Consider the following 26,377-nt stretch of genomic DNA (forward strand, 5'->3'; position numbering starts at 1 on the left):
TGTTAAAAATACTAGTTTAAATATCAATCATGTTTCACTTCTCACTCGTTCTAATCAAATAATATCGAATATAATCCGGCTGCCAGAAGTGTGAATTCTCTGCCGACTTAGGTTCAACACTATAACTTTCGCCCAATGAACGATGAGCGTATTCATTCCCGCTACGCATATCATACTGAAAAGCAAAATATTCGGGAAGCATCACCCGTAGCAGATGTCGCCTGCGTTTCTTTCCCGGTAATGGAATAGAGAAATTAAACCCTGCATTCGTTGCTCCATCTGTGTACATACCATATATACCTACAATATATTCGCCGAAATAGCGTGAAAGAGTTCCGCGTACTCCATAATCTCCATAAATAAAGCGGGCCCCTTCTACTTTCACCAAGGTATTCACTTCCGGCACATAATATCCTACGCTAATCTGTCCATTGACTCTTTTCCACTTACTCATTTTCCAGTCACTGCCATAGAAATGGGAAGAACCGGTAATTCCTCCTCCACCTTCTACCGTCCACCTGCCGTTTGCTGAAAAATAGCCGATTCCTGCAGCAAGTCCCTGACGGTCATTAGAGAAACTACCGCCAGTGAGGTATCCTTTCCAATGGTTAGCCAAGCGAAAATCCTGACGCAAAGCCATGAATCCCAAGCGAACGCAGTTCCACTTACCATCTTCATTACTTACAATAGGCAAAGAAACCTGCATCCGTAGCGAAGCTCCTTTCCATAATTGCATTTCCAGGGCAGGTTGCAACTCGAGTGCCGCCTTATACAACTTATAAGTTACATTATTGACTAACATCACGTTGGGATATATCACAAAATCTACCTTACCGAAAGAACTTTCTTTTCGTTTTACACCTTTCAGCTGACGCACAGCAGTTCCGGTAGAAGTAGTCATCCCCATCTTACGATACACTTCATCCAACGTACATTCACCGGACTGACATTTTTGAATCAAATCTGCAGGGATAGTTATACATAATTGTGGTAGGGCATTATCTAATATAAGTAGCTGCAAAGTCGGTATTTCCGGTATAACAACCAAATGGCGTATAGCAATACCGATTCCATTATAAATACCTCTATAGGCAGAGGTCTCAAAAGCCGCAGTTATCGTGTCCCTTTTCTCCACAACTGAAATATTCTCCATTTCCAATTCTTTCAGTGTCTCACTCACACGAACTGGCTGTGCCTGTAACAAAGAAATACCACAGAGAAAAACAGCAGTCACACTAACAATCCTTTTCATCTTCTTTTAATGTATTAATGTACATTCATACCGCAGACCAGCGGAAACACACGTAAATTCACGAGTAAACACATTGACGGACAAATGCTTCCAAAAGCGCATGGCAGCCCCCATATTCCATCCATGCGTATCATATTCCACCATCAATTTCAATTCTTTGCAAAAAGAAGGCGTGTAACGGACACCTCCGAAAGGTCCTTTATTAAATACCCGGCAATCGCCTTGATGAATATACCATCCGGCTGTGACAGCCAATTGATCTCCTGAACGAAATCCGATAGTCTTTGTCAACACACCATAATAAGCTCCCCAATATGGAGTCTTCTTCTCAGTCAAAAGATCATCTCCACCAATCACAACAGCCGGAAAATAGCGGCTTTCTTTTATTGGACGAATGCGAATCGTATTAGAACGGTCCTGATTATGATAACCCGTTCTGCCTGTGCCGGTTGTCATTTTGAGTAATGTCATCCGATAAGTGAATTCGATAAAAGAGAAAAGAGTCATATCTACAAAATAGTTCATGGTAGGGAAACTGAAAACCGATGGAGTAACCTGTTCTGGTAAGAAATTGACTCCTCCCGTAAATGTACCGGTCTCTTGCATTTCAGCGGTAGGTATCATCAACTGCCCCGTTGTTCCCATGGAATATTGCGCATGAATCAGACCGCTCATCGGAATGAGTATCAGAAATAGAATACTACCTTTTAACGAAATAAATGGCTTATTCCTAAAAGCCGCTTTAGTTTGTTTCATCTTTATTTGTATGTTATACTTTTAAATAGAGATATTCTCAAAACTTTTTTGATTAATCCACTATTTTTACCTTATATAATTCTGTTACTTCTTAGGTAACAGTAAACACACAATCGAGACCAACCGGAATGAGAACAGAGAAAAACATCGACAATTACAGTGAGAGAAGAGCTTTTGCCTTTAGCGAAGGGGAAAATTCTTTTTAAAACAGGACATATAAATCATTGGGCATGAAGATATAATTATTTCATGTTCGGATTTTTTTTTGCCGTATGCATCAGATAAAACGAAAAAAAATGGGAGAATATTTGTTTGCTATTTATATTTTTGTCTATCTTTGCGTCATATTTGATTCCGTTACCTAAGAAGTAACAGATACATTTAAATGCTGATTATTAAAGTTTTGTCTATATATCACCTGCCTGCATTGCAATCTCTAACGTAAGATAAATTCTTTCTATTTACTTCTGTACGTTCTCTTAATCCAAAGCCTTTCAGATATATTTGTGTGGTTTTAATAGATTTGTGCCCCAACGATTCACTTATCATTTCAATAGAAACTCCGCGGTATTTGGCAGTAGTGGCCCAAGAATGTCGGAAAGTATATGAAGTGACAGGCGAATTTAAGCGCAACGCTCTCGCCAAATCCTTCAAACAATTATTAAATCTACGAAGAGCAGACTGATATTCCTTATATGCTTTTTCATCTTTTCGCTTCTTATCACTATGTAAAATATCGAATAAATAGTCGGGACAATCAGGAAGAGCAGGTTTATTGCTTCGAAGCTGATTCATCATCTCCTTTGCACTTTCGAGAATTTCCAGGCTCATTGGTGTTTTAGTCTTGATACGATTATATTGAAGCACATTCCGGTCTAAAGCCGACTTCTCTAAATGCGCCAAATCTGCGAATGACATTCCACAAAACTGAAACATTAAAGCGGCAATCGTCTGCGTACGACGCAAACGTTCGGATTTCGGATCCTCATATAGAAGTTTGTGTAACTCGGTCACAGACAATGCTTTCTTTTGCCGGATATCCACGCCTGTATAAACATCATGAAACAACCGGGGAACATAAGGGGCACTTCCCGCTTCTACTCCCCGATTGTAGATACTACGAAGCATACGCATATAAGTAGAAATCGTATTGAGCTTTAATCCGGACTCGTAAAGATGCTGTCCATAGCAACGTAAACATTCTCGCGTGACTTGCCTGAACGATATGTTCAATGTTCCACAAAACTTACTAAAAGAAAAAAGAGCATTCTTATAAACATGAGCGGTAGAATATCGCCCTTCTTTCCGCAAACGCTCAATGTACGCTCCGGCACATTGGCTAAATCCATTTTTATTAATTTTTTGCATCATTAGTTATTTTAGATTATACAATAAATTAAGAGAAAGAACAAAAATAACCTACTTTATGATTGCAGCTATTATAAAAAAGAAAAATAAGAGAAACACCGTCATTCACGTGAAAGTTATTCTTGTACTTCGGTGAGAAAACAAGTGAAACCGATACAAAAACGAGGGTATCCAAAGAGGGCTGTACAAAGCGCTGAAACGCCTGCCAGTAAAGGGGGAAAAGCCAACGAAAACCAGTAGAGTAAAGTAGAGAAGAGAAAAGTATTATTTCTGTTATAAATAATAGCAATAATATAGGGCAGAGAAAATGGCTTTGGTTGCTACCGCTGTCGGTCCGGATCACTTTGTCGGTGCCGTTTCTATTCCCGTGTCCCTCATGAGTTGTTCGTCCGGCAGATGACCGACTCTCGTCCGGCAGGTTGTTGATGCTCGTCCGGTGGGTAACGGATATTCACACGGTAGATAACGTACGTTTGTCCGTTAGGTAAATTCTATATTATTTCTCGGGCTACCGCTTCACTAAAAATAACATTTGGCTCATACATAACCAACATTGGTTAAGTAAGTGACTTACCCTATCAACTGTTGAACTAAATAAATTACTCATTAGTGATCCGAAATGAACTAAATAGGAATTTATTGAAACGCAGATTAACAAGTAAATCATATAAATACTATTCAGGATCACAATCAAACCGTTATTCCATCAATAATAGCCTGTGAAATTATTTAAATGAAGAGATAGAGTTAAGAAGATGAAGGCCTGAATAATGTTTTTCCCTATATTATTCGCTAGAATCAAAGAAAGTGCCTATCTTTACCGCAAGTATTTTTATTATTCACCATTAAATGTAAAGATTATGGCAAGTAGAAGAGAACTCAAAAAGAACGTAAACTATATCGCAGGAGAATTATTCACCGAGTGTTTAATCAACAGTATGTTTATCCCTGGCACAGACAAGGTAAAAGCAGATGAACTGATGGCAGAGGTACTGAAGATGCAGGATGAGTTTGTCACTCGCATCAGCCACACAGAACCGGGCAACGTGAAAGGTTTTTATAAGAAATTCCGTGCTGATTTTAATGCAAAGGTAAACGAGATTATTGAAGCTATAGGGAAATTGAACTAACAACAGAATGAAAAAAGCAATTTATAGCTTTATCTATTACCGCCTGTTAGGATGGAAGACAAACGTTACGGTGCCTAATTATGATAAATGCGTGATATGTGCCGCTCCACACACAACAAACCTTGATTTATTTATTGGAAAACTATTTTATGGTGCTATAGGCCGTAAGACAAGTTTCATGATGAAAAAAGAATGGTTTTTCTTTCCACTTGGAGTTTTTTTCAAAGCAGTTGGCGGAATTCCCGTCAACCGTAGCCGAAAAACTTCGCTAGTAGATCAGATGGTTCATAATTTTGCTAAATATAAAAAGTTTAATTTGGCTATCACTCCCGAAGGAACCCGCAAAGCGAATCCAAACTGGAAAAAAGGTTTTTATTTTATAGCTTTGAAAGCACAGGTTCCTATCGTCCTGATTGGTATTGATTACAGCAAGAAAACGATTTCGGCAACGAAAGCTATCATGCCGTCAGGAGATATTAATAAGGACATGAGAGAAATCAAACTTTATTTCAAGGATTTCAAAGGAAAACATCCGGAGAATTTTGCTCTTGGAGAAATATGATTTAAGTATTAGGTATTAAGTATTAATCGTAGCTTTTGATATACTTATCCGCACGGCTTAATACTTAATACTTAATACTTATTACTTAATACTTAGTTATCATGGAGTCTATCCGTATTTCTATCATACAAACCGATATTGTTTGGGAAAATAAACAAGAAAATCTCCGTTTGCTCCACGAAAAGCTGCAAAGTCTTCGTGGAATAACGGAGATTGTTGTTTTACCGGAGATGTTTTCCACCGGATTCAGCATGCAGAGTAAAATGCTGGCAGAGCCGAACTCCGGAGCAACCATTACAATACTCAAACAATGGGCTGCCCAATTTCAGCTAGCCATTTGTGGAAGTTATATAGCAACTGAAAACGACCAGTTCTATAATCGGGCCTTCTTCCTGACACCGGAAGGAGAAGAATTCTATTATGACAAACGTCACCTGTTTCGTATGGGAAGGGAAGCCGAACATTTTTCGGTCGGTGACAAACGACTTATCATCCCCTATCGTGGATGGAATATCTGCCTGTTGGTTTGCTATGATCTCCGTTTTCCTGTATGGAGCCGGAACGTAAACAACGAGTACGACCTTTTAATATATGTAGCCAACTGGCCTATCCCCCGCCGTCTGGTTTGGGACACTCTGCTCCGGGCGCGTGCTTTGGAAAATCAATGCTATGTATGCGGTGTCAACAGGGTGGGTATAGACGGATATCAGCTTACATATAATGGAGGAAGTAGAGTTTATTCTGCTTTCGGAGAAGAAATCGGCTCATTTCCAGATGAAAAGGAAGGAATAGCTACTGTGAGTCTTAATCTGAACACTCTCAACCAATTCAGAGAGAAGTTCCCGGTATGGAAAGATGCAGACGAATTCCATCTGTAACATTGGCAAAATAACAAATGTTAAAAACAGATTCTTGCAGCAACAATACCTAGAACTCGGTAGTTAATTATATAGACTTCTTTTGTATCTTTGTCGTGAAAATACAGTCGTAAGGACGCTAATCTTACATAACTTAATTAACAACTTTATGAAAACAAATCTTAGTTCTCAAATCAGTCTCCACCGGGTCTCCCCCAGATACTACAGACCGGAGAATGCATTTGAAAAATCAGTCTTGACAAGACTCGAAAAAATCCCTACGGACATCTACGAATCCGTAGAAGAAGGTGCTAACTATATTGCGCGCGAAATAGCACAAACCATCCGCGAGAAACAAAAGGCAGGACGTTTCTGTGTATTGGCTCTTCCCGGAGGAGATTCACCCAGCCACGTATATACCGAGCTTATCCGTATGCATAAGGAAGAGGGACTTAGCTTCCGCAATGTGATCGTATTTAATATGTATGAGTATTATCCGTTGTCTCCCGATGCAATCAACAGTAACTTCAATGCTTTGAAGAGTATGCTGCTGGATCACATCGACATTGACAAGCAGAATATATTCACTCCCGATGGAAGCATTGCCAAAGATACCATCTTCGAATATTGCCGTCTGTATGAACAACGCATTGAAAGCTTCGGAGGTATTGATATTGCTTTGTTAGGGATTGGTCGTGTAGGTAACATTGCGTTCAACGAACCGGGTTCCCGACTGAATTCTACCACTCGTCTGATTTTGTTAGATAATGCATCACGAAACGAGGCATCCAAGATTTTCGGAACGCTGGATAATACGCCGATCAGCTCCATTACAATGGGAGTAGCTACTATTCTTGGCGCAAAGAAAGTTTATCTGCTTGCATGGGGTGAAAACAAAGCAGCTATGATTAAAGAGTGTGTGGAAGGTCCGATCACTGACACAATTCCTGCTTCTTATCTGCAAACTCACAATAATGCACATGTAGCTCTTGATCTTTCAGCCGCTATGAACCTGACACGTATCCAACGTCCATGGTTAGTCACTTCTTGCGAATGGAATGATAAATTAATCCGCAGTGCAATCGTTTGGTTGTGTCAGTTGACCGGCAAACCGATTTTGAAGTTGACAAATAAAGACTATAACGAAAACGGTTTGAGTGAACTTCTAGCACTTTACGGTTCTGCGTACAATGTAAATATCAAAATCTTCAATGATTTGCAGCACACCATTACCGGATGGCCGGGCGGTAAGCCTAATGCTGATGATACCTATCGTCCGGAACGCGCAAAACCGTATCCGAAACGTGTGGTCATCTTCTCTCCGCATCCGGATGATGATGTTATTTCAATGGGTGGTACGCTTCGCCGTTTGGTAGAACAAAAGCACGAAGTACACGTAGCTTACGAAACTTCCGGTAATATCGCCGTAGGTGACGAAGAAGTAGTTCGTTTCATGCATTTTATCAATGGATTCAATCAGCTCTTCAATAATAGCGAAGATTTGGTTATCAATGAAAAATATATAGAAATACGCAATTTCCTGAAGGAGAAGAAAGACGGTGATATGGACAGTCGTGATATTCTGACTATCAAAGGTCTGATTCGTCGTGGTGAAGCCCGTACAGCTTGTACTTATAATAATATACCGCTGGAACGTTGCCACTTCCTCGATCTGCCATTCTATGAAACAGGTAAGATTCAGAAAAACCCAATCAGTGAAGCAGACGTAGAAATTGTACGCAACTTGCTCCGTGAAATAAAACCTCACCAGATTTTTGTTGCTGGTGATTTAGCCGACCCACATGGAACTCACCGTGTATGTACAGACGCTGTATTTGCTGCTGTCGATCTTGAAAAAGAAGAAGGTGCCAAATGGCTAAAAGACTGTCGTATCTGGATGTACCGTGGTGCGTGGGCTGAATGGGAAATCGAGAATATTGAAATGGCAGTGCCTATCAGTCCGGAAGAACTTCGTGCAAAACGTAACTCTATCCTGAAACATCAGTCGCAAATGGAAAGTGCTCCGTTCCTGGGTAACGACGAACGTTTGTTCTGGCAACGTAGCGAAGATCGTAACCGTGGTACAGCTACTTTGTACGATCAATTGGGATTGGCTTCTTACGAAGCAATGGAAGCATTTGTAGAATATGTTCCATTATAAGAGTAATCATTCTTAATTAAGAGAATATAAAACAATGAAAGAAGAGTGGGAAGTTTCGATACTTCTCGCTCTTTTTTGTTTATTTTTGCGGGGAGAATTAAACGCGGATTAACGCAGATTTTCGCAAAGAAAAATAGAATAAAACAATCTGCGATAATCCGTGATAATCTGCATTTAGCAAAAAAGCAACAAGTATGAAGAAAATAATAGTATTTTTTCTAGGCCTTACATTCTGTGCAACTTTTCTTTTTGCGCAGGATATTGAAAGAAATGTAAAAGAGCGGCTGACGGATTACTTCAACCAATATACCGCAACAGCCAAAATCAGCACTCCTAAACTGAATAGCTTCGATATTAATTACGACCGTAAGACGATTGCAATCTATGCATCGGAGAGTTTCGCCTACCAGCCTTTCCGTCCGGAAACTGTAGAAAACATTTATAATCAAGTTAAAGAATTGCTTCCGGGTCCCGTTCATTATTACCAACTCACCATTTATGCGGATGGGAAACCCATTGAAGATTTGGTACCTAATTTCTACCGGAATAAGAAAAAGGATAAGGAGCGGTTATCCTTAAATGTAGATTATAAAGGAGCTCCCTGGGTGAAAAACACTTCACGTCCTAATGAAATCTCACGCGGACTACAAGACCGCCACATTGCAATCTGGCAAAGCCACGGCAACTATTTCAAAAATGATAAAAACGAATGGGGATGGCAACGTCCCCGATTATTCTGCACCACAGAAGACATGTTCACTCAATCTTTTGTCCTTCCTTATGTAATTCCAATGCTGGAAAATGCAGGAGCGATTGTCTATACTCCCCGCGAACGAGATACACAAAAGAATGAAATCATTGTAGATAATGATACCCCCAATGCTTCCCTTTATTTGGAAATGGGGGGTAAAAAGATTAATTGGGCAAATGCTCCGGTAAAAGGATTTGCTCAGAAGAAAACAATCTATAAAGATGGAGAAAATCCTTTCACTGACGGAACCTGTCGTTTTATTCCGACAGAGAGAAAGAAAAAGAAGAATAAAGACCAGGTATTTGCCGAATGGGTGCCTACTCTGCCGGCAACAGGCAAGTATGCTGTTTATGTTTCCTACCAAACATTGCCCAACAGTGTAAGCGACGCCAAATATCTGGTATTCCATAACGGAGGAGTAACCGAATTTAAAGTTAATCAGAAAATAGGTGGAGGCACATGGGTTTACCTCGGAACTTTTGAATTCGATAAAGGGAGCAACGACTACGGCATGGTGGTACTTAGTAACGAGAGCAGCGAACATGGGGTTGTATGCGCCGATGCAGTACGTTTTGGAGGGGGAATGGGAAACATTGCCCGTGGAGGAAAAATCAGCGGGCTACCGCGTTACTTGGAAGGAGCACGCTACTCTGCTCAATGGGCGGGAATGCCATACGAAGTATATGCCGGACGAAAAGGTGAAAACGACTATACAGACGATATCAACACACGCTCTAACGTTATCAATTATTTATCGGGCAGTTCCGTCTATAACCCACAACAGTCGGGTCTGGGCGTACCTTTGGAAATGACGATGGCATTGCACAGTGACGCCGGATGCAGCAAAACAGACGAACTGATCGGATCACTCGGCATTTACACCACCGATTTCAATAATGGCAAACTGAATGCAGGAACAGACCGGTATGCCTCACGTGATCTGGCAGACATTCTGCTGACACAGATTCAGAAAGATATTTATTCAAGCTACAGCTTGCCGTGGACACGCCGCAGCATGTGGAACCGGAATTATAGCGAAACACGTCTTCCGGCTACGCCTTCTACGATTATTGAACTACTCTCCCACCAGAACTTCGCAGATATGCAGTTAGGACATGATCCGAACTTTAAATTTACAGTGGGACGTGCCATCTACAAAGGAATTTTGCAGTTCATTACCAACCAGCACGATAAAGAATACATTGTTCAGCCTCTGCCTGTGAGCAATTTCGCCATTCAATTTGGAAAGAAAAAGAATACATTAGAACTTTCATGGAAAGGCGAAGACGATCCGCAAGAACCGACTGCACGACCACGGGAATACATTGTATATACCCGCATCGGTTATGGAGGTTTTGACAATGGCACTTTAGTCAGCAAAACGTCCCACACCGTTAAAATAGAACCGGGACTTGTTTATTCATTCAAAGTAACTGCTGTAAACCGGGGTGGGGAAAGTTTTCCTTCTGAAATCCTTTCTGCCTATAAAGCCAAACGTGAACAGGGAAAAGTAATCATCATCAATGGCTTTGACAGAATCAGCGGTCCGGCGGTCGTTAACACTTCTGATAAAGCTGGATTCGATCTAATGCAAGATCCCGGCGTTCCGTATATATCGAATATTTCATTTTGCGGAGCACAAACCGGCTTCGACCGTACACAAGCCGGTAAAGAAGGAAAAGGAAGTCTGGGACATAGCGGAAACGAATTAGAAGGAATGAAAATTGCAGGAAACACGTTCGACTATCCTTTTATTCACGGAAAAGCAATTCAGGCAGCCGGAAAATATAGTTTCGTATCATGCAGCGACGAAGCAGTAGAGAACGGATTGGTTACATTAGAAGATTATCCGGTGGTAGATTATATTTTGGGACTGGAAAAAGAAGATCCTGCAAGTAAAGCATATTACAAGACATTCTCTTCGGCTATGCAACGGATTATGACCAGTTATTGCCAAGCGGGAGGTAACCTGTTTGTCAGTGGTGCTTATGTAGGAAGTGATATGAGTGGAACACAAGGAAACCGGGAGTTTACGGAGAAAATACTGAAATATGGTTATCAAGGTAGCCTGACGGATAAGAGTTCGAATCAGATTAAAGGATTGGGCCGTACTATTACAATCCCACGTCTGCCTAATGAAAGCAGTTATGCTGTACCTGCTGCCGATTGTATTGTTCCCGTAGATACTGCTTTCCCCGTATTTACGTATGCACCCGGCAATCAGAGTGCAGGTATTGCCTACAAAGGAAACTACCGTACTTTTGTATTGGGCTTTCCTTTTGAAAGTATCCAGTCCGAAGCAGACCGGGCAACCATTATGGCAGGCATTCTGGGATTCTTTACTCAAAAATAAAAAATATCCTTTTTTTTAATCCGTTTCTCATTTTAAATTCTATCTTTGCTACTATAATAACCTTTAAAACTAAAAAACAATGTATACTATACAAGCAAATCCCAGCGGTACACGCAGCATAGAAGTATCTAATGAAAACTTGAGAACAATTGAGAAATATGCTCTGTTCCGTCATCTTATCGACAGTACCGGTATTGTAGATGAAGCAGTTCTGGATAAGTTGAAACTTAATATCCGCTCCCTTATCGCTAGTCAGGAGGAAGACAGTAAAGACTTGTTGGACCTTTGTATTGACGTGATTTATCACAATAATATGAAGGCATTCGGCTTGCAACAGCTCATCAAGCTTTATCTTACCTGGCTCTCCAGTCCGGAAGCGGAAGAAGAGGAGGAATAATGATTACGGTAGATACCTGCGGAATAACAGCATACAGTCCGCTGATTCCTGCAATAAAAGCGATGTGCACTGCCACTCCGGGTGAAACGATAGAGATTATCATGAACCATGCTGATGCGTTTCAGGATCTAAAGGAATATCTGTCCGAGCAAGGTATCGGCTTCCGTGAAATCTATGACGGAGAACAAATGACATTACAGTTCACAATCAACGGGAAGTTTTAAGAAAACACTCCAATGATTGGAAGAAAACATCCTGATGATTGAAGTTAAACATCTCAATGAATAAAAAAATCATTGGGATGTTTTTTATTATCCGTATCTTTGCAGCATGAAAGAATATCGATTGACCGACTGGTTACCCACTACCAAAAAAGAAGTTGAACTTCGCGGATGGAATGAATTGGATGTCGTTCTATTCAGTGCTGATGCTTATGTGGATCATCCTTCTTTTGGTGCTGCCGTTATCGGACGCATTCTCGAAGCGGAAGGTTTGAAAATAGCCATCGTTCCCCAACCTAACTGGCGTGACGACCTACGCGACTTCAAGAAGTTGGGACGTCCACGGCTATTCTTCGGTATTTCCGGCGGATGCATGGACTCAATGGTTAATAAATATACCGCCAACAAACGCCTACGCAGTGAAGATGCTTATACTCCGGACGGCCGACCGGATATGCGCCCGGACTATCCTTCTACAGTTTACAGCCAGATACTAAAGAAACTTTTTCCGGATGTTCCGGTAGTCATTGGAGGAATCGAAGCTAGCTTAAGGCGATTGAGTCATTACGATTATTGGCAGGACAAAGTACAAAAGAGTATTTTGTGCGACAGCGGAGCAGATCTGCTCATCTACGGAATGGGAGAAAAGCCTCTTGCAGACCTGGTGAAAAATATGAAAAGCCTGCTCACCACTGAAGAACCTGTACTGACAAGCAGCAAATTTAGAACAATTATCGGATCTGTGCCCCAGACAGCCTATCTTTGTCGTGCAACAGAATGGACATCTGCCGAAGATGACCTTCAACTTTATTCACACGAAGAATGTTTGGCAGATAAAAAGAAACAGGCTAGTAACTTCCGACATATCGAAGAAGAATCCAACAAATATTCGGCTTCACGAATCACACAAGCAGTAGGGAATAAGATAGTCGTAGTCAATCCTCCCTATCCTCCGATGAGCCAGAAAGACCTCGATCATTCGTTTGATTTACCATATACCCGCCTGCCTCATCCAAAATACAAAGGGAAACGGATTCCGGCATACGATATGATTAAATTTTCCATCAACATTCACCGGGGATGTTTCGGCGGCTGTGCATTCTGTACCATTTCCGCCCATCAGGGAAAGTTTATTGTCAGCCGAAGCAAAGAGTCTATACTGAAAGAGGTAAAAGAAGTTATTCAGTTACCCGATTTCAAGGGATATTTAAGTGATTTGGGAGGTCCTTCCGCTAATATGTATCAGATGAAAGGGAAAGATGAAGCTATTTGCAAAAAATGCAAACGACCGTCATGTATTCACCCGAAAGTTTGTCCGAATTTGAATACCGATCACCGCCCTTTACTGGATATTTACCATGCCGTGGATACCTTGCCCGGAATCAAAAAATCGTTTATCGGTAGCGGTGTACGCTATGACCTGTTACTTCATCAAAGCAAAGATGAAGCTATCAACCGTAGCACTGCCGAATATACCCGTGAATTGATAGTCAATCATGTGAGTGGCCGGTTAAAAGTAGCTCCGGAGCATACCAGTGACCGGGTATTATCCGTAATGCGCAAACCTTCTTTTGAGCAATTTGAAACATTCAAAAAGATATTCGACCGCATCAACCGGGAAGAAAATCTGCGTCAACAACTGATTCCGTATTTTATCTCTTCGCATCCCGGATGCAATGAAGAAGACATGGCGGAACTTGCCGTTATCACCAAACGTCTGGACTTCCACCTGGAACAAGTGCAGGACTTCACTCCTACTCCGATGACAGTGGCTACCGAAGCCTGGTATAGCGGATTCCATCCATACACGCTAGAACCGATATTCAGTGCCAAAACCCAACGGGAGAAACTTGCACAACGCCAATTCTTTTTCTGGTACAAACCGGAAGAACGAAAAAACATCATCAATGAGTTGAGACGTATCGGACGTTCAGATTTGATAGACAAGTTATACGGAAAGAAAAGATAAATTCTTAAAAAGGGGCTTTATCAGGATCTTGGCGAGTATCAAAAATAGCTTCCACAAGAATATATTCTTCAAGCACTCTATAATATACCTTAAAGTAATCACAATGAAAAACACGTATATTAGGCACAGAAGTAGCTTTGTATATATATGGATATTTGGCAACTAACTTCAGAACATCGTTTATCATTGTATAGATAGAACGACTATATTTGGAATTTCCGTTTCTTACACGATAGAAAGTCAAAATCCGCCGCAAAACAATTGTAGCAGTTTCTGTCCACACAATCTTTAATCTAGCCATTGTTTCACCTGCTTATCGACCTCTTCTTGAGTATACAACCGACCTTCTTCATAATCCTTTTCCGAACGCATGATAATCTCTCTTTCATATTCCGTAGGGATATAAAGACTCATATCAGAAGCTGTCCTTTGATAAGCAGCTATCGGTTCATTAACCTGTTCCGGCATCTCATTTTCCTGTGGTTCATATTTTGCAGCCATATCTGTAATACCTAAATTATTATGAGTTCAAAGATAAACAGACTTATGTAATAAAACAAACTTATTCTTTTGAATCTCATTAAAAAACACCAATTATCAGAGTCCACTTATCATTGCAAAGCCACAATCTCCTGCAACACACTGACCGCCGTTTCCACATTAGTAACATCCTTAATCAGCATACTCCGTCTGCCGTTCTGTTCACGCAAATCACAACGACGAGTATATTTCATCATATAGTCTATCACTTTACCAAAAGCCTTACTTTGATAGAACGGACTATCCGGATTGGAAACAAAAAACAAGGTCATCCGCCCACCTTTCAGGAAGATTTTCTCTGCACCCAAACGGGCTGCAAGACGGCGTAGAGGCACAATACGGAGTAGTTCTTCCGTTTCCCGGGGAACCGGTCCGAAGCGGTCTTCCAGACGAGCACGGAAAGCTTCCACATCTTTGTCCAATGTCAGTCCATCCAGTTCGCGATAGAGCAACATACGTTCGCTGCTGCCTGTTACGTAGTTGGCAGGCAACAATAGTTCGAGGTCGCTTTCTACCTGACACTCGTCTACAAACTCTTCTCCACTAATTTGTCCTTCGCCCTTGATTTCATCCGCATACAGTTCTGCAAACTCGTCTGTCTTTAACTCATGGACAGCTTCAGTAAGAATTTTCTGATATGTCTCATATCCCAAATCGGCAACAAATCCGCTTTGTTCGGCTCCAAGCAGATTTCCGGCTCCACGAATATCCAAATCCTGCATGGCGATATGAATGCCACTTCCCAAATCACTAAAGTTTTCAATTGCTTGAAGACGTCGCCTTCCTTCGGCTGTCAAACTACCTAACGGAGGAGCCAGCAGATAACAAAAAGCTTTTTTATTACTACGCCCTACCCGTCCACGCATCTGATGGAGATCACTCAATCCAAAGTTTTGCGCCTGATTGATAATGATAGTGTTGGCATTCGGAATATCAATACCACTTTCGATGATTGTAGTTGCCAAGAGTACATCATAGTCGTAGTTGACAAAATCCAGAATAATCTTCTCCAGCTCTGTCGGTTCCATCTGTCCATGTCCAATCGCTACACGGCAATCCGGGATATGACGTTCGATCATCGCTTTCAATTCCGGCAAGTTCGCAATCCGGTTATTGACAAAGAAGACTTGACCGTTGCGGCTCATCTCAAAATTGATGGCATCCGTTATCACTTCTTCATTAAAAGTATGCACTTCGGTCTGAATCGGATAGCGGTTGGGTGGCGGAGTAGAAATCACACTCAAGTCGCGTGCACCCATCAATGAAAATTGAAGGGTACGGGGAATTGGAGTAGCAGTCATAGTCAGTGTATCCACATTCACTTTCAACTGGCGCAGCTTTTCTTTGACAGAGACACCGAATTTCTGTTCTTCGTCCACAATCAACAATCCCAAGTCTTTAAACTGGACATCTTTTCCCAAGATACGGTGGGTACCTATCAGAATACCGACATCTCCATCTTTCAATCCCTTCAATACAGCTTTGGTCTGTGCGGCAGTACGTGCGCGGCTTAAATATTCCACCCGACACGGCAAGCCTTTCAGACGTTCACGGAAAGTCTGAAAATGCTGGTAAGCAAGTACTGTTGTCGGAACCAGAACGGCTACTTGTTTATTATCGGCAACAGCTTTGAAAGCCGCACGAATCGCAACTTCTGTTTTTCCAAATCCTACATCGCCACAGACTAGACGGTCCATCGGGCGGTCACTTTCCATATCTGCCTTGACATCAATCGTCGCCTTACTCTGATCCGGTGTATCTTCATAAATAAAGGATGCTTCCAGCTCACGCTGCAAGAAACTATCGGGACTGTAAGAGAAACCTTTTTCCTGACGACGCTGCGAATACAATTTTATCAAATCGCGGGCAATGTCCTTGATTTTACTCTTCGTACGTTCTTTCAGTTTCTCCCATGCACCTGTACCTAATTTGTTAAGCCGGGGAGCCTCTCCTTCTTTACCTTTATATTTGGAAACCTTATGCAGGGAATGAATAGAGACGAACACCACATCTTCATTTTGAAACACCAGTTTCAAAACCTCTTGCGTAGTGTCACCATTCGGAATACGTACCAAGCCGGAAAAACGTCCGATACCATGATCCGTATGCACCACATAGTCTCCCGGAGTGAACTGATTCAGTTCTTTCAAGGATAGTGCCACTTTTCCCGAACGGGCTTTATCACTTTTCAGATTATATTTATGAAAACGATCAAACAACTGATGGTCTGTGAAGATACAGAGCCGCAGTGTGTTATCTACAAAACCTTCGTGAATGGTACGTTCTACGGGAGTAAAATTAATCTTATCACCCCGATCTTCAAAAATAGCTTTGATACGATCTGTTTGCTTCATGCTGTCACTGCAGATATAAAGCGAATAGCCTTTTTCCAGATAATCCTTAAAAGAAGAAGCTACCAGATCGAAATTCTTATGAAAGATAGGCTGGGCAGATGTATTGAAAGTAACGCTGGCATTGGGCGTTCCGGTCGGTTTATTACCAAATTCCAACCGGCGGAAATCGAGTGCCCGTACAGTAAACTCGCTGCCGTCTATCAATTTCCCTTCCAATGTAATGCCACCATTCTCTTCGGCCTCCTGAACGGCTATTGCCTGTGGAGTCAGCGCCTCATCGTGTACCACCTGGATTCGCTCGCGCAACCAAAGAAAATCGCGCATCGCCAAGGTAGTCTCTTTCGGGATAAAATCCAGAAAAGAAGTCGTTACATCTCCTGTCACCGCCAAATCGGGAACGATAGACACTCCATCTTTCTTCTCACGGGATAATTGAGACTCCACTTCAAAGGTACGAACACTTTCCACTTCATCACCAAAGAAATCGATGCGATAAGGATATTCCGAAGCAAAAGAGAAAACGTCGATAATACTACCGCGAACAGCATATTGTCCCGGCTCATATACGTAGTCTACATATTCAAAACCATAACTATGCAACACATCGGTGATGAAAGTGGTATCCACTTTCTCTCCTACATTCAGCTTCAGCGTTTTATTACTCAATTCCTTGCGCGACACCACTTTCTCCGCCAATGCATCCGGGTACGTAACGATACATAATCCCTCTTCCCCCTTTTGCAAGCGGCTAAGTACTTCTGTACGCAAAATCTCATTGGCCGCATCTTTTTGTCCATACTTGATGGAGCGACGGAATGAAGATGGAAAGAACAATACTCTTTCCGTACCCAATATCTGCGTCAAGTCGTGATAGAAATATCCGGCTTCTTCAAGATCACCTAAAATAAATACAAACGGGCAACCACCCTCTTGCACCAGTACAGAAGAAAAAAGAGAAGCGGCGGATGCACACAGTCCTCCGCAAAAAACAGTCTGAACGGAAGTGTCCTTCAACAAGCGCTTCATTACTGCCATATTGGGATGGGCAGCATATTGTTGTTGCAACTCAGTTATTGTCATACCTATAAAATTTCCCCGCAAAATTACAAAAAAGATTGGGAGTATACACCCAAAGAACAGAAGTATTATAATAAGGTATCTGCCGTCTTATTCCGAATGGGGCATGAAACACGTTAAATTTTCCTTAGTTCAGCTATAACTAAAGGAAAAAGAACTACTTTTGTTTCTAAATTTTATAGTATCTATATGCAGACATCGGATAGCATTGTAATTATCCCCACCTATAATGAACGGGAGAACATAGAAAATATCATCCGTGCCGTTTTCGGCCTTCCCCAAGTATTCCATATTCTGGTCATAGAAGACGGCTCTCCGGACGGAACGGCAGCCATCGTAAGAAAACTGCAACAAGAATTTCCCGAACAGCTTTTTATGATAGAACGTAAAGGAAAACTGGGACTGGGTACTGCCTACATTACCGGATTTAAATGGGCACTGGAACACGCATACGAGTATATTTTTGAAATGGATGCAGACTTCAGTCATAATCCGAATGATTTACCCCGTTTGTATCAGGCTTGTTCGGAACAAGGAGGAGATGTATCCATCGGTTCCCGTTATGTCAGCGGAGTGAATGTAGTGAATTGGCCGATGGGACGGGTATTGATGTCATACTTTGCCTCTAAATATGTGCGGTTTATCACCGGAATACCTGTACATGACACCACTGCCGGATTTGTTTGCTACCGCCGCCAGGTGTTGGAAACAATCGATTTAGATCATATTCGCTTCAAAGGATATGCCTTTCAGATTGAAATGAAATTCACTGCTTATAAGTGTGGTTTCAAAATTATCGAGGTTCCCGTTATCTTTATTAATCGTGAATTAGGGACTTCTAAAATGAATAGCAGCATCTTTGGAGAAGCCATATTTGGTGTGATAAAATTAAAAGTAAATAGTTGGTTCCATAAATTCCCACAAAAGAAATGAAACGTACACTGATTCAAAACGCCGTTGTTATCAACGAAGGAAGAAAAGTTCTGGGTTCAGTAGTAATCGAGAATGAAAAGATAGCCGAAATATTGGTTGGTGAAGAAAACGCAACTGCCCCCTGCGACGAGATAATAGACGCAACCGGGTGTTATCTTTTGCCGGGTGCCATCGACGAACATGTGCATTTCCGCGATCCCGGACTGACTCATAAGGCAGATATCACCACAGAAAGTCGTGCTGCGGCAGCAGGAGGTGTCACCTCTATCATGGATATGCCCAATACCAATCCGCAAACTACCACATTGGAGGCTTTGGAGGAAAAATTTGTTCTGTTGGGTGAAAAGTCAGCAGTCAACTATTCCTGCTATTTCGGAGCAACGAATAATAACTATACCCAGTTTGCACAACTGGATAAACACCGGGTTTGTGGAGTGAAGTTATTTATGGGTTCAAGCACCGGCAATATGCTGGTAGACCGGATGGCCAGTCTGCGTAATATATTCGGTGGAACCGATCTGCTCATCGCTGCTCATTGCGAAGATCAGGGAATTATCAAAGAAAACACGGATAAATATAAGAAAGAATACGGAGACGACGTACCTTTGGCTCTTCATCCGCTCCTTCGTTCGGAAGAAGCTTGCTATCGTTCATCCGAACTGGCAGTGCAGTTGGCACGTGAGACAAACGCCCGCCTGCACATCATGCATATTTCCACAGCTAAAGAGTTGAGCCTGTTTTCTAATGTACCTTTGGTACAAAAAAAGATCACGGCAGAAGCCTGTGTTTCTCATCTGCTCTTTACGGAAGAGGACTATCAGACACTGGGTGCCCGCATCAAATGCAACCCTGCCATTAAGACAGCGCAAGACCGGAAAGCTTTGCGAGAGGCTGTCAATAGCGGTTTGATTGATGCTATTGCCACAGATCATGCCCCACATTTACTTAGCGAAAAAGAAGGCGGTGCCTTAAAAGCAATGTCCGGAATGCCGATGATTCAGTTCTCACTCGTCAGCATGTTGGAGTTGACAGAAAAAGGAGTGTTTACTATCGAAAAAGTAGTAGAAAAGATGGCTCATGCTCCTGCGCAGATGTATGAGATACAAAACAGAGGATTCATTCGCAAAGGCTATCAGGCTGACCTGGTATTAGTCCGTCCCGGAAGCGAATGGACTGTAACAACCGATTGTATTCTAAGCAAATGTAAATGGAGCCCATTAGAGGGACACACATTCGACTGGAAAGTAGAGAAAACATTTGTAAACGGACATCTGTTATATAACAACGGAGAAATAGACGAGACTTATCGCGGACAGGAATTAAGATTCAGATAAACAGCAGCTCGCCTTCAACAAGCCTATGAGTACCATTTTATCTTATAAAATACATACAGTCACTCCCTACATCAACTGGATTTACTTTTTCCATGCATGGGGGTTCCAGCCACGTTTTGCAGCCATCGCCAACATTCACGGATGTGATGCCTGCCGTGCTTCGTGGCTGACAACTTTCCCGGAAGAAGAACGTAATAAAGCTTCCGAAGCAATGCAGCTATTCAAAGAGGCCAACCGGATGCTCGATCTGCTTGACCGGGATTATGAAGTAAAGACCATCTTCAAGCTTTGCAAGGCAAACTCTGACGGGGATAACCTGATTATTGAGAAAGAAAAAGACCGGTTCATCACTTTTCCTTTACTGCGCCAGCAAACGCCGAAAAGAGACGGTAGTCCTTTTCTTTGTCTCAGTGACTTTATCCGCCCGATCTCTTCCGGCATCCCGGATACCATCGGTGCTTTTGCCTCTTCCATTGATGCGGACATGGAAGGATTGTACGAACAGGACCCTTATAAACACCTGCTTGTCCAAACCCTCTCCGACCGACTGGCAGAAGCAGCAACAGAAAAGATGCATGAATATGTGCGCAAAGAAGCGTGGGGATATGCCAAAGACGAGAATTTAGGCATAGCGGACTTACTGGTCGAAAAGTATCAAGGCATTCGCCCTGCTGTCGGTTACCCGTCTTTACCGGATCAATCCGTCAACTTCCTGTTGGATGAACTGTTGGACATGAAGCAGATAGGCATTTCGCTGACCGAAAACGGAGCTATGTACCCGCACGCTTCTGTTTGCGGACTTATGTTTTCACATCCGGCTTCCGAATACTTCTCCGTCGGAAAGATTGGAGAAGACCAATTGGAAGATTATGCCCGCCGTCGGGGAAAAAGTATCGAAGAAATGTGTAAGTTTCTGGCAGCTAATCTCCAATAGTCCTTATTCCCCTGTGATTTTTCTCCTTTTCTCACGACTAACTAACCAGAAAAGTAATCATAGATTCCATGAGAGAACAAACAGCAGAGGTTAGCGCCCCTATTGAACAAGAGTTTTTGTCGGTGATCCGCGAATATGAACGGGTGATCTACAAGGTATGCTATCTGTATGCCAATCCCAATGCTCCTCTCAATGATCTGTATCAGGATGTGGTATTGAACCTTTGGAAAGCCTATCCCAAATTCAGAAAAGAATGTAAGGTTTCCACCTGGATTTACCGTATTGCCCTCAACACCTGTATCAGCTTCTATCGTAAAGAAAAGAATGTGCCAGAAATAGTCAGCCTCACCAGAGATACCGACTGGGCCATAGAAGCACACGACCCGATCAACGAAATGTTGAAACAGCTTTATCAGATGATTAACCAACTGGGACAACTCGACAAATCAATTATCCTGCTTTATCTCGAAGACAAAAGTTACGAGGAAATAGCAGAAATCACCGGACTGACGGTTACCAATGTAGCGACCAAACTAAGTCGCATCAAAGACAAACTTAAAAGAATGAAAAAGGAGGAATAAGATATATGGAACTGGAAGAACTGAAAAAATCTTGGAATGCCCTGGATGAACACTTGAAAGATAAAGAGTTCATCAAAGAAGAAGAGCTTGAAAAGCTGATAAGGCATGCGGACAAAGGTATCCATGCCATTGCCAGACTGAACATCAAGCTTATTCTGATTTCTCTGCCGATACTGATCTTATTTTTAGCGGAGGTACTGTTACATAACAGATTGAACCCGATCTATATCATTATCATTTTCGCATGGATTCCTGCCCTTTGCTGGGATATCGTCACCACCCGTTTCCTCCAACGGACACAAATAGACGAGATGCCTTTGGTAGAAGTAATCAGCCGCGTGAACCGTATCCATCGATGGACCATCAGGGAACGATTGATTGCTATTGCCTTTCTCCTAGTCCTGGCTATACTTTCATTTATCTACTGGCAAGTGTGGCAATATGGAATGGGCATGATTGCTTTCTTCATCCTGTTATGGGGCGGAGGACTGGGATTGATCTTATGGATTTACCGCAAGAAGTTCTTAAATCGTATCCACGAAATCAAAAAGAATTTAAGCGAACTGAACGAATTAATGTAAAAGAATCCAACCTGAATAATTCATACTAAGTAGTAAGGAGTGTGCTTACCCCACCACGGTAAGCACACTTTTTCCATTCACTTTCTTATGTACCTGCACCTGAACAGAAATCCGTTCACTCATCTCCTGCACATGAGAGATTACTCCTATTTTCCGCCCCTGCATCTGTAATTGTTCCAATGCTTCCATCGCTGTACGCAAACTTTCCGCATCCAAAGAACCGAAACCTTCATCAATAAAAAGAGATTCAACTTTCAGATTATTACTTGACAAGGAAGACAAACCTAAAGCCAGTGCCAAAGAAATCAGGAACGATTCACCTCCTGAAAGAGAGTACACGGTCCGTATTTCATCACACATATCGCAATCTATTACCTGAAGTGCCAACGTATCGGGTACCTGTTGCAGCTTATAGCGTTTAGAGAGATAGGATAAATGTTGATTGGCATGAAGCAGCAACAAATTCAAAGTATAACTTTGAGCAATCACTTTAAATTTCGCTCCATCCGCACTGCCAATCAGTTTATTCAATTTTGCCCAACGTTCGGCAACAGTTTGTTTCTCTGCCAGTTCCTTCGCAATCTGTTCCACAGTCAGTTTATTCTTTGCTTGTTGTAGCAGGCAGGCTTCCATAGTAGAAAGGGCACGTTCTATATTCAGGTTTTCTTCCTGTTGCTTCTTTATTATTTCAGGAAGCAGTTCGGGAGACTCTATCTTTTTATACTGTTCTTGCAACTCTCCTATAGCCAGTGCAATTTGCTTCATCTCTCCTTGCAAACCGGAAAGCCGGTTGTGTACCGCCTCTACTTCTTTACGTGCTTTCTCCAAAGCGAGATTCAGTTCTTTCTCTCTTTTTGCTACGGCAGCTTCCGCTTCATCCGCGCTTTTTCCTTTCAATAGCTGAGAACGTTCCTGACGAAGCACATTCAGCGCTTTCTCTATCACTTCAAATCTCTTTAGTTCGGCCGAAGCAGCATTCTGTAAGATTACCAGCTGTTCTTTGGCAGACGATACTTTCTGCATAGCCAAACGACAGAGAGAAACATTCTCACGGAGGGCTTCACAATGTGCACGCATCTTTTTAATTTCTTCATCGCTGCGCTGCCATTCTGCATAAAGATTGCGATATTCCAAAATACGTATTGCCAGTTCCGCCAAACGACGTTGTATTTGCTCTTCGTTTCCGGCTTCAATCCCTGCTTTATATAATGCTGCCAACTGTTCCGCGATCTGTCCGTCCACCGTTTTTTGATGCGCCAAATCACGTTGCAGAGCAATGCTCCGGTTATTCATCTGCTGATAGTTGGTTGATGCTACATTATACTCCTGCTCTATACTCCGGAAAAGAGTATCTACCACCTCCTGTTCCTGATGATAAGGATGCGCTGTGCTACCGCAAACCGGACAAGCCTCCCCTTCCTGTAATTGCCGGCGCAATGCTTTCACGTCTTTTCCCACTGCCATACGTGCATTTTCGTAAAGACGTTGAGTAACTTTCAATGCGGTTTCTTGCTCCGTCAATTGTTTCAGACAATTGGCCACTTCTTTCTCCAGTCTTTCTATTTCCGTCTTTGCTTTCGTCTGCGTTTCCGTTAATTGCCGGATATTCTGCTGACGAGTCAACTCTTTTTGCAACTTCACCTGTTCTTCGGCCAATAACGGATATCCGAAAGAATTTAAGCGCAACAAACGTTCCTCATTCGTACTGGTAGCGGCAGCCAGTTTACTTTCTTCTTGCCGTAGAATCTCTTCCACCTGTTCAAGTTGCAGTGCTTCTTCTATCCCTACATGGCTTAATAAGCGGTTCAGAGAAGAATAAGACACCTGTAATTGTTCCGCAGCCACTCGCATTTTTTGTTCCTGCTCCGCCACCTGCCTGTTAGCCGCTTGTAAAATCTGCTGCGACTGTATATAGCTGCTTTGTTGAGACTGTATCTGTACATCCAATTGACGTGCTTTCTTCAAGTCTGGCTGTATGGCCTCCCATTGTGCCTTAAAATGCACCAATCCTTCCTCTTGGGAAGCCAATGCACCCTGCAATACTTTCTCCCTGGCCTGTTCCTCCTGTTCTTCCTGCTGCTTTTTCTTCCAAAGTTCTTCCTGTATTTTTAATGAACGAACCACATTCAGTTGTTCATTCTGTTCTGCCAGCAGTTTAATCCCTGCCGCGCGCTTTTCAATTGATAGTTCTTTCTCTTTTTGCAGAGCAAGCAGCTCTTCTTCCGGCATCAATTCGATCACATTCATTCGATTCTGAATCAAGGTCACCTCCTCTTGTGCCGCCTTATTCCGGGCATAGACCTCTTGAGAAATCCGGGAATACACGCCGGTTCCTGTCAACTTCTCCAGTAATTCTGCTTTTGCCGCCCCTTTTGATTTCAGAAATGTAGCAAAATCATTTTGTGCCAATAATACTGTACGGGTGAACTGTTCATACGTCAGGCCAACCAACTCCACCAACTGAATCAACAACTCTTTCTTGGTACCTTGAAATTCTTTCTCCGTATCCAGTTCTTTCACTTCCAGCGTTTGTGGCTGCAAAGAACCGTTTATCTTGTTTCTTGTCCGCCTCACCGACCAACGAGAACGGTAACGCCGTCCGTCAATACCTAAAAAATCGACTTCCGCATAACCGTCACTTGTCCCCCGACGCAGCAAATTTCTAACATCAGACTGATTAATCTGATTGTCTCCCACATCTGCCAGGTTCACATTTTCCACTGAAGTTGCAAAGCGGGGAGCCTTATCATACAATGCCAGGCATAAGGCATCTAATAAAGTAGACTTACCTGCACCGGTAGGTCCTGAAATGGCAAAGATACCTGCAGAATGTAATGGTTCTGCCATAAAATCCACTTCTACCGTTCCTTCTATCGAGGTCAGATTCTTCAATCGTATAGCTAGTATTTTCATTCTTCTTCCTCCTCTTCTTTACGGGTAGCAGCCAAATAGGCCTCTTCAAACAAACCTGTCAGTTCTACAGGCATTTCCACCTGATAAATCTTCTCAAAGGCAGACTGTGCAATCTGCAAGGGAGACATTTCCTGCAACCCCCTCTTCCAGTTTTCATTTTCTTTCGTCGTATTTCCAGTTTCAGTGCGATAGGTAGAAACAATACGCGCCAACCGATAGTTTTTATCTGCCAGTGCATCTTCAATCTCCTGCCGAAGCATGGGTTCCGGTTCCTCCAACAATACCTTTACTTCCAGATATGGGGCTACGGCTTCTGTCTCGGGTAGTTCCTTCAAGGCTTCCAAGACGGCTTCCGGTGAAACAGGTTCTCCGTTCGGGACACTCAACAAAGGTATTAATTTCGGGCATTCCAACCGTTCAATGTCCACCGCACAACCTCCGTCGAAAGTCACCATCACGACTCCATGATGATAATGTTTCTCGGCAAAAGACATCGGAATGGGACTTCCGGCATACCGCACATTCTCTCTTCCGGACACTCGCTGCGCTTTATGTATATGTCCCAATGCCGTATAAGCTATCTGTTCGGAAAAAGTTTCCGGAGATACGCACTCCAGCCCACCAATCACGGTACGCTCGCTATAATCCTTCTCTGCAATTTCCGATCCTGTAGCCTGCAAATGACCGATGGCAAGAATCGCCTGATTCTCCGTCCTTCGCTTCCATAGCCTTTGCAAAAGTTGTGCATAAAGTTCGCGAACTCCCTCCGCATACGGATTGCCTTCCGTTTGCACGGCCGGATAATCTCCCTGACGCAGAAAAGGAACTGCCATGCAAAGCAATTCCACTTCCCCTCTCCGGTTCTTCAGTTCCACAGTCAAATGGTCATAATCGATTTCTCCGCCTTCGAGCTTGCGAACTACCCCTCTGACTTCCGTCCGCATAGCTTGCAACAGAGGCAAAGGAGCCTCCAGGCGTGCTGCCGAATCATGGTTGCCGGCAACAATGACAATCTGCAAATACGGATTCTCTGCTGTCACCCGATAAATAAACTGATAATACATGCTTTGGGATGCTGCGGAAGGGTTGGAAACATCAAAAACATCTCCGGCTATAATCAATGCATCAATCTCTTTCTGACGAATTTCTTCTGCCAGCCAATTCAGGAATACTCCATGTTCTTCCGTGCGATCATAACCAAAAAAGGTTTGTCCCAGATGCCAGTCGGCAGTATGTAATATACGTATCATAATTTTGTAACTATCTCTAATGACAAGAGGCAAAAATAACACAATCAAAAAGATTATATCACATCTGCCTCTCTTTTTTACCAATAATCATGTATATTTGCAG

At 42.5% G+C, this 26,377-nt stretch carries 20 protein-coding genes and 1 pseudogene; 12 read left to right on the forward strand and 9 right to left on the reverse strand.

Annotated elements, in window-relative coordinates; genetic code table 11:
- Positions 1–34: 34 nt before the first annotated feature.
- The 3 genes from KSX81_RS27350 to KSX81_RS27360 form a co-directional block, all read right to left on the reverse strand.
- On the reverse strand, positions 35–1,252 hold the full coding sequence (locus tag KSX81_RS27350) for a hypothetical protein (RefSeq protein ID WP_004297376.1): 1,218 nt from the start codon (positions 1,250–1,252) through the stop codon (positions 35–37).
- Positions 1,253–1,258: 6 nt separating this feature from the next.
- Positions 1,259–2,008: a YjbH domain-containing protein gene (locus KSX81_RS27355; RefSeq protein ID WP_004297375.1), complete on the reverse strand. Its 750-nt coding sequence runs from the start codon at positions 2,006–2,008 to the stop codon at positions 1,259–1,261.
- Between the two features lie 414 nt (positions 2,009–2,422).
- Entirely contained in the window at positions 2,423–3,376 is a 954-nt protein-coding gene (locus KSX81_RS27360) for a tyrosine-type DNA invertase cluster 3b (RefSeq protein WP_004312018.1), read from the reverse strand.
- Between the two features lie 860 nt (positions 3,377–4,236).
- On the opposite strand from KSX81_RS27360, the gene KSX81_RS27365 reads away from it, so the two are divergent.
- The 8 genes from KSX81_RS27365 (at position 4,237) to KSX81_RS27400 (ending at position 13,777) form a co-directional block, all read left to right on the forward strand.
- Positions 4,237–4,506, forward strand: a complete 270-nt coding sequence (locus KSX81_RS27365) for a hypothetical protein (RefSeq protein WP_004306027.1) — start codon at positions 4,237–4,239, stop codon at positions 4,504–4,506.
- 7 nt (positions 4,507–4,513) lie between these two features.
- Positions 4,514–5,068 carry a 1-acyl-sn-glycerol-3-phosphate acyltransferase gene (locus KSX81_RS27370; protein ID WP_004297371.1) on the forward strand — a complete coding sequence of 185 codons (555 nt, stop codon included), beginning with the start codon at positions 4,514–4,516 and terminating at the stop codon, positions 5,066–5,068.
- Positions 5,069–5,169: 101 nt separating this feature from the next.
- Entirely contained in the window at positions 5,170–5,946 is a 777-nt protein-coding gene (locus tag KSX81_RS27375; protein WP_004297370.1) for an amidohydrolase, read from the forward strand.
- Between the two features lie 148 nt (positions 5,947–6,094).
- Complete coding sequence (locus KSX81_RS27380; protein ID WP_004297369.1) at positions 6,095–8,086, forward strand: glucosamine-6-phosphate deaminase; 1,992 nt, start codon at positions 6,095–6,097, stop codon at positions 8,084–8,086.
- 194 nt (positions 8,087–8,280) lie between these two features.
- Positions 8,281–11,190, forward strand: a complete 2,910-nt coding sequence (locus KSX81_RS27385) for a xanthan lyase (protein WP_004319503.1) — start codon at positions 8,281–8,283, stop codon at positions 11,188–11,190.
- 79 nt (positions 11,191–11,269) lie between these two features.
- Positions 11,270–11,587 (forward strand): hypothetical protein, encoded by a 318-nt coding sequence (locus tag KSX81_RS27390; protein WP_004297365.1) that lies wholly within the window; start codon positions 11,270–11,272, stop codon positions 11,585–11,587.
- Positions 11,587–11,811, forward strand: coding sequence for a sulfurtransferase TusA family protein (locus KSX81_RS27395; protein WP_004297364.1), 225 nt, complete (start codon positions 11,587–11,589; stop codon positions 11,809–11,811). The genes KSX81_RS27390 and KSX81_RS27395 overlap by 1 nt, the downstream gene beginning before the upstream one ends.
- 106 nt (positions 11,812–11,917) lie before the next feature.
- Positions 11,918–13,777 (forward strand): YgiQ family radical SAM protein, encoded by a 1,860-nt coding sequence (locus KSX81_RS27400; protein WP_004297363.1) that lies wholly within the window; start codon positions 11,918–11,920, stop codon positions 13,775–13,777.
- A gap of 4 nt (positions 13,778–13,781) precedes the next feature.
- Here the strand turns inward: KSX81_RS27400 and KSX81_RS27405 are convergent, their stop codons facing one another.
- The 3 genes from KSX81_RS27405 to mfd all read right to left on the reverse strand — a co-directional run bounded on the left by KSX81_RS27405 (position 13,782) and on the right by mfd (position 17,751).
- Positions 13,782–14,078, reverse strand: coding sequence for a type II toxin-antitoxin system RelE/ParE family toxin (locus KSX81_RS27405; RefSeq protein WP_004297362.1), 297 nt, complete (start codon positions 14,076–14,078; stop codon positions 13,782–13,784).
- Positions 14,066–14,278, reverse strand: coding sequence for a hypothetical protein (locus tag KSX81_RS27410; RefSeq protein ID WP_004297361.1), 213 nt, complete (start codon positions 14,276–14,278; stop codon positions 14,066–14,068). The genes KSX81_RS27405 and KSX81_RS27410 overlap by 13 nt, the downstream gene beginning before the upstream one ends.
- 110 nt (positions 14,279–14,388) lie before the next feature.
- Positions 14,389–17,751, reverse strand: a complete 3,363-nt coding sequence (mfd, locus tag KSX81_RS27415) for a transcription-repair coupling factor (protein WP_004319506.1) — start codon at positions 17,749–17,751, stop codon at positions 14,389–14,391.
- A gap of 186 nt (positions 17,752–17,937) precedes the next feature.
- Here mfd and KSX81_RS27420 point away from each other — a divergent pair, with 186 nt between their 5' ends.
- The 4 genes from KSX81_RS27420 (at position 17,938) to KSX81_RS27435 (ending at position 21,530) form a co-directional block, all read left to right on the forward strand.
- Positions 17,938–18,681, forward strand: a complete 744-nt coding sequence (locus KSX81_RS27420; RefSeq protein ID WP_004306020.1) for a polyprenol monophosphomannose synthase — start codon at positions 17,938–17,940, stop codon at positions 18,679–18,681.
- Positions 18,678–20,015 (forward strand): dihydroorotase, encoded by a 1,338-nt coding sequence (locus KSX81_RS27425; RefSeq protein ID WP_004325557.1) that lies wholly within the window; start codon positions 18,678–18,680, stop codon positions 20,013–20,015. Before KSX81_RS27420 ends, KSX81_RS27425 begins: the two co-directional genes overlap by 4 nt.
- A gap of 25 nt (positions 20,016–20,040) precedes the next feature.
- Positions 20,041–20,949: a vitamin B12 dependent-methionine synthase activation domain-containing protein gene (locus tag KSX81_RS27430; RefSeq protein ID WP_004297356.1), complete on the forward strand. Its 909-nt coding sequence runs from the start codon at positions 20,041–20,043 to the stop codon at positions 20,947–20,949.
- Positions 20,950–21,017: 68 nt separating this feature from the next.
- Positions 21,018–21,530 (forward strand): RNA polymerase sigma factor, encoded by a 513-nt coding sequence (locus KSX81_RS27435; RefSeq protein ID WP_004297355.1) that lies wholly within the window; start codon positions 21,018–21,020, stop codon positions 21,528–21,530.
- 72 nt (positions 21,531–21,602) lie between these two features.
- On the opposite strand, the pseudogene KSX81_RS29165 reads toward KSX81_RS27435, so the two are convergent.
- The 3 genes and pseudogenes from KSX81_RS29165 to KSX81_RS27450 form a co-directional block, all read right to left on the reverse strand.
- Positions 21,603–21,647, reverse strand: a pseudogene (locus tag KSX81_RS29165) (hypothetical protein); the annotation flags it as partial.
- Positions 21,648–22,156: 509 nt separating this feature from the next.
- Positions 22,157–25,024, reverse strand: a complete 2,868-nt coding sequence (locus KSX81_RS27445) for an AAA family ATPase (RefSeq protein ID WP_004325556.1) — start codon at positions 25,022–25,024, stop codon at positions 22,157–22,159.
- Positions 25,021–26,274 (reverse strand): exonuclease SbcCD subunit D, encoded by a 1,254-nt coding sequence (locus KSX81_RS27450; RefSeq protein ID WP_032848579.1) that lies wholly within the window; start codon positions 26,272–26,274, stop codon positions 25,021–25,023. The genes KSX81_RS27445 and KSX81_RS27450 overlap by 4 nt, the downstream gene beginning before the upstream one ends.
- Positions 26,275–26,377: the final 103 nt, after the last annotated feature.

Source organism: Bacteroides sp. MSK.18.37 (genome assembly GCF_019129155.2).
GTDB lineage: Bacteria > Bacteroidota > Bacteroidia > Bacteroidales > Bacteroidaceae > Bacteroides > Bacteroides ovatus.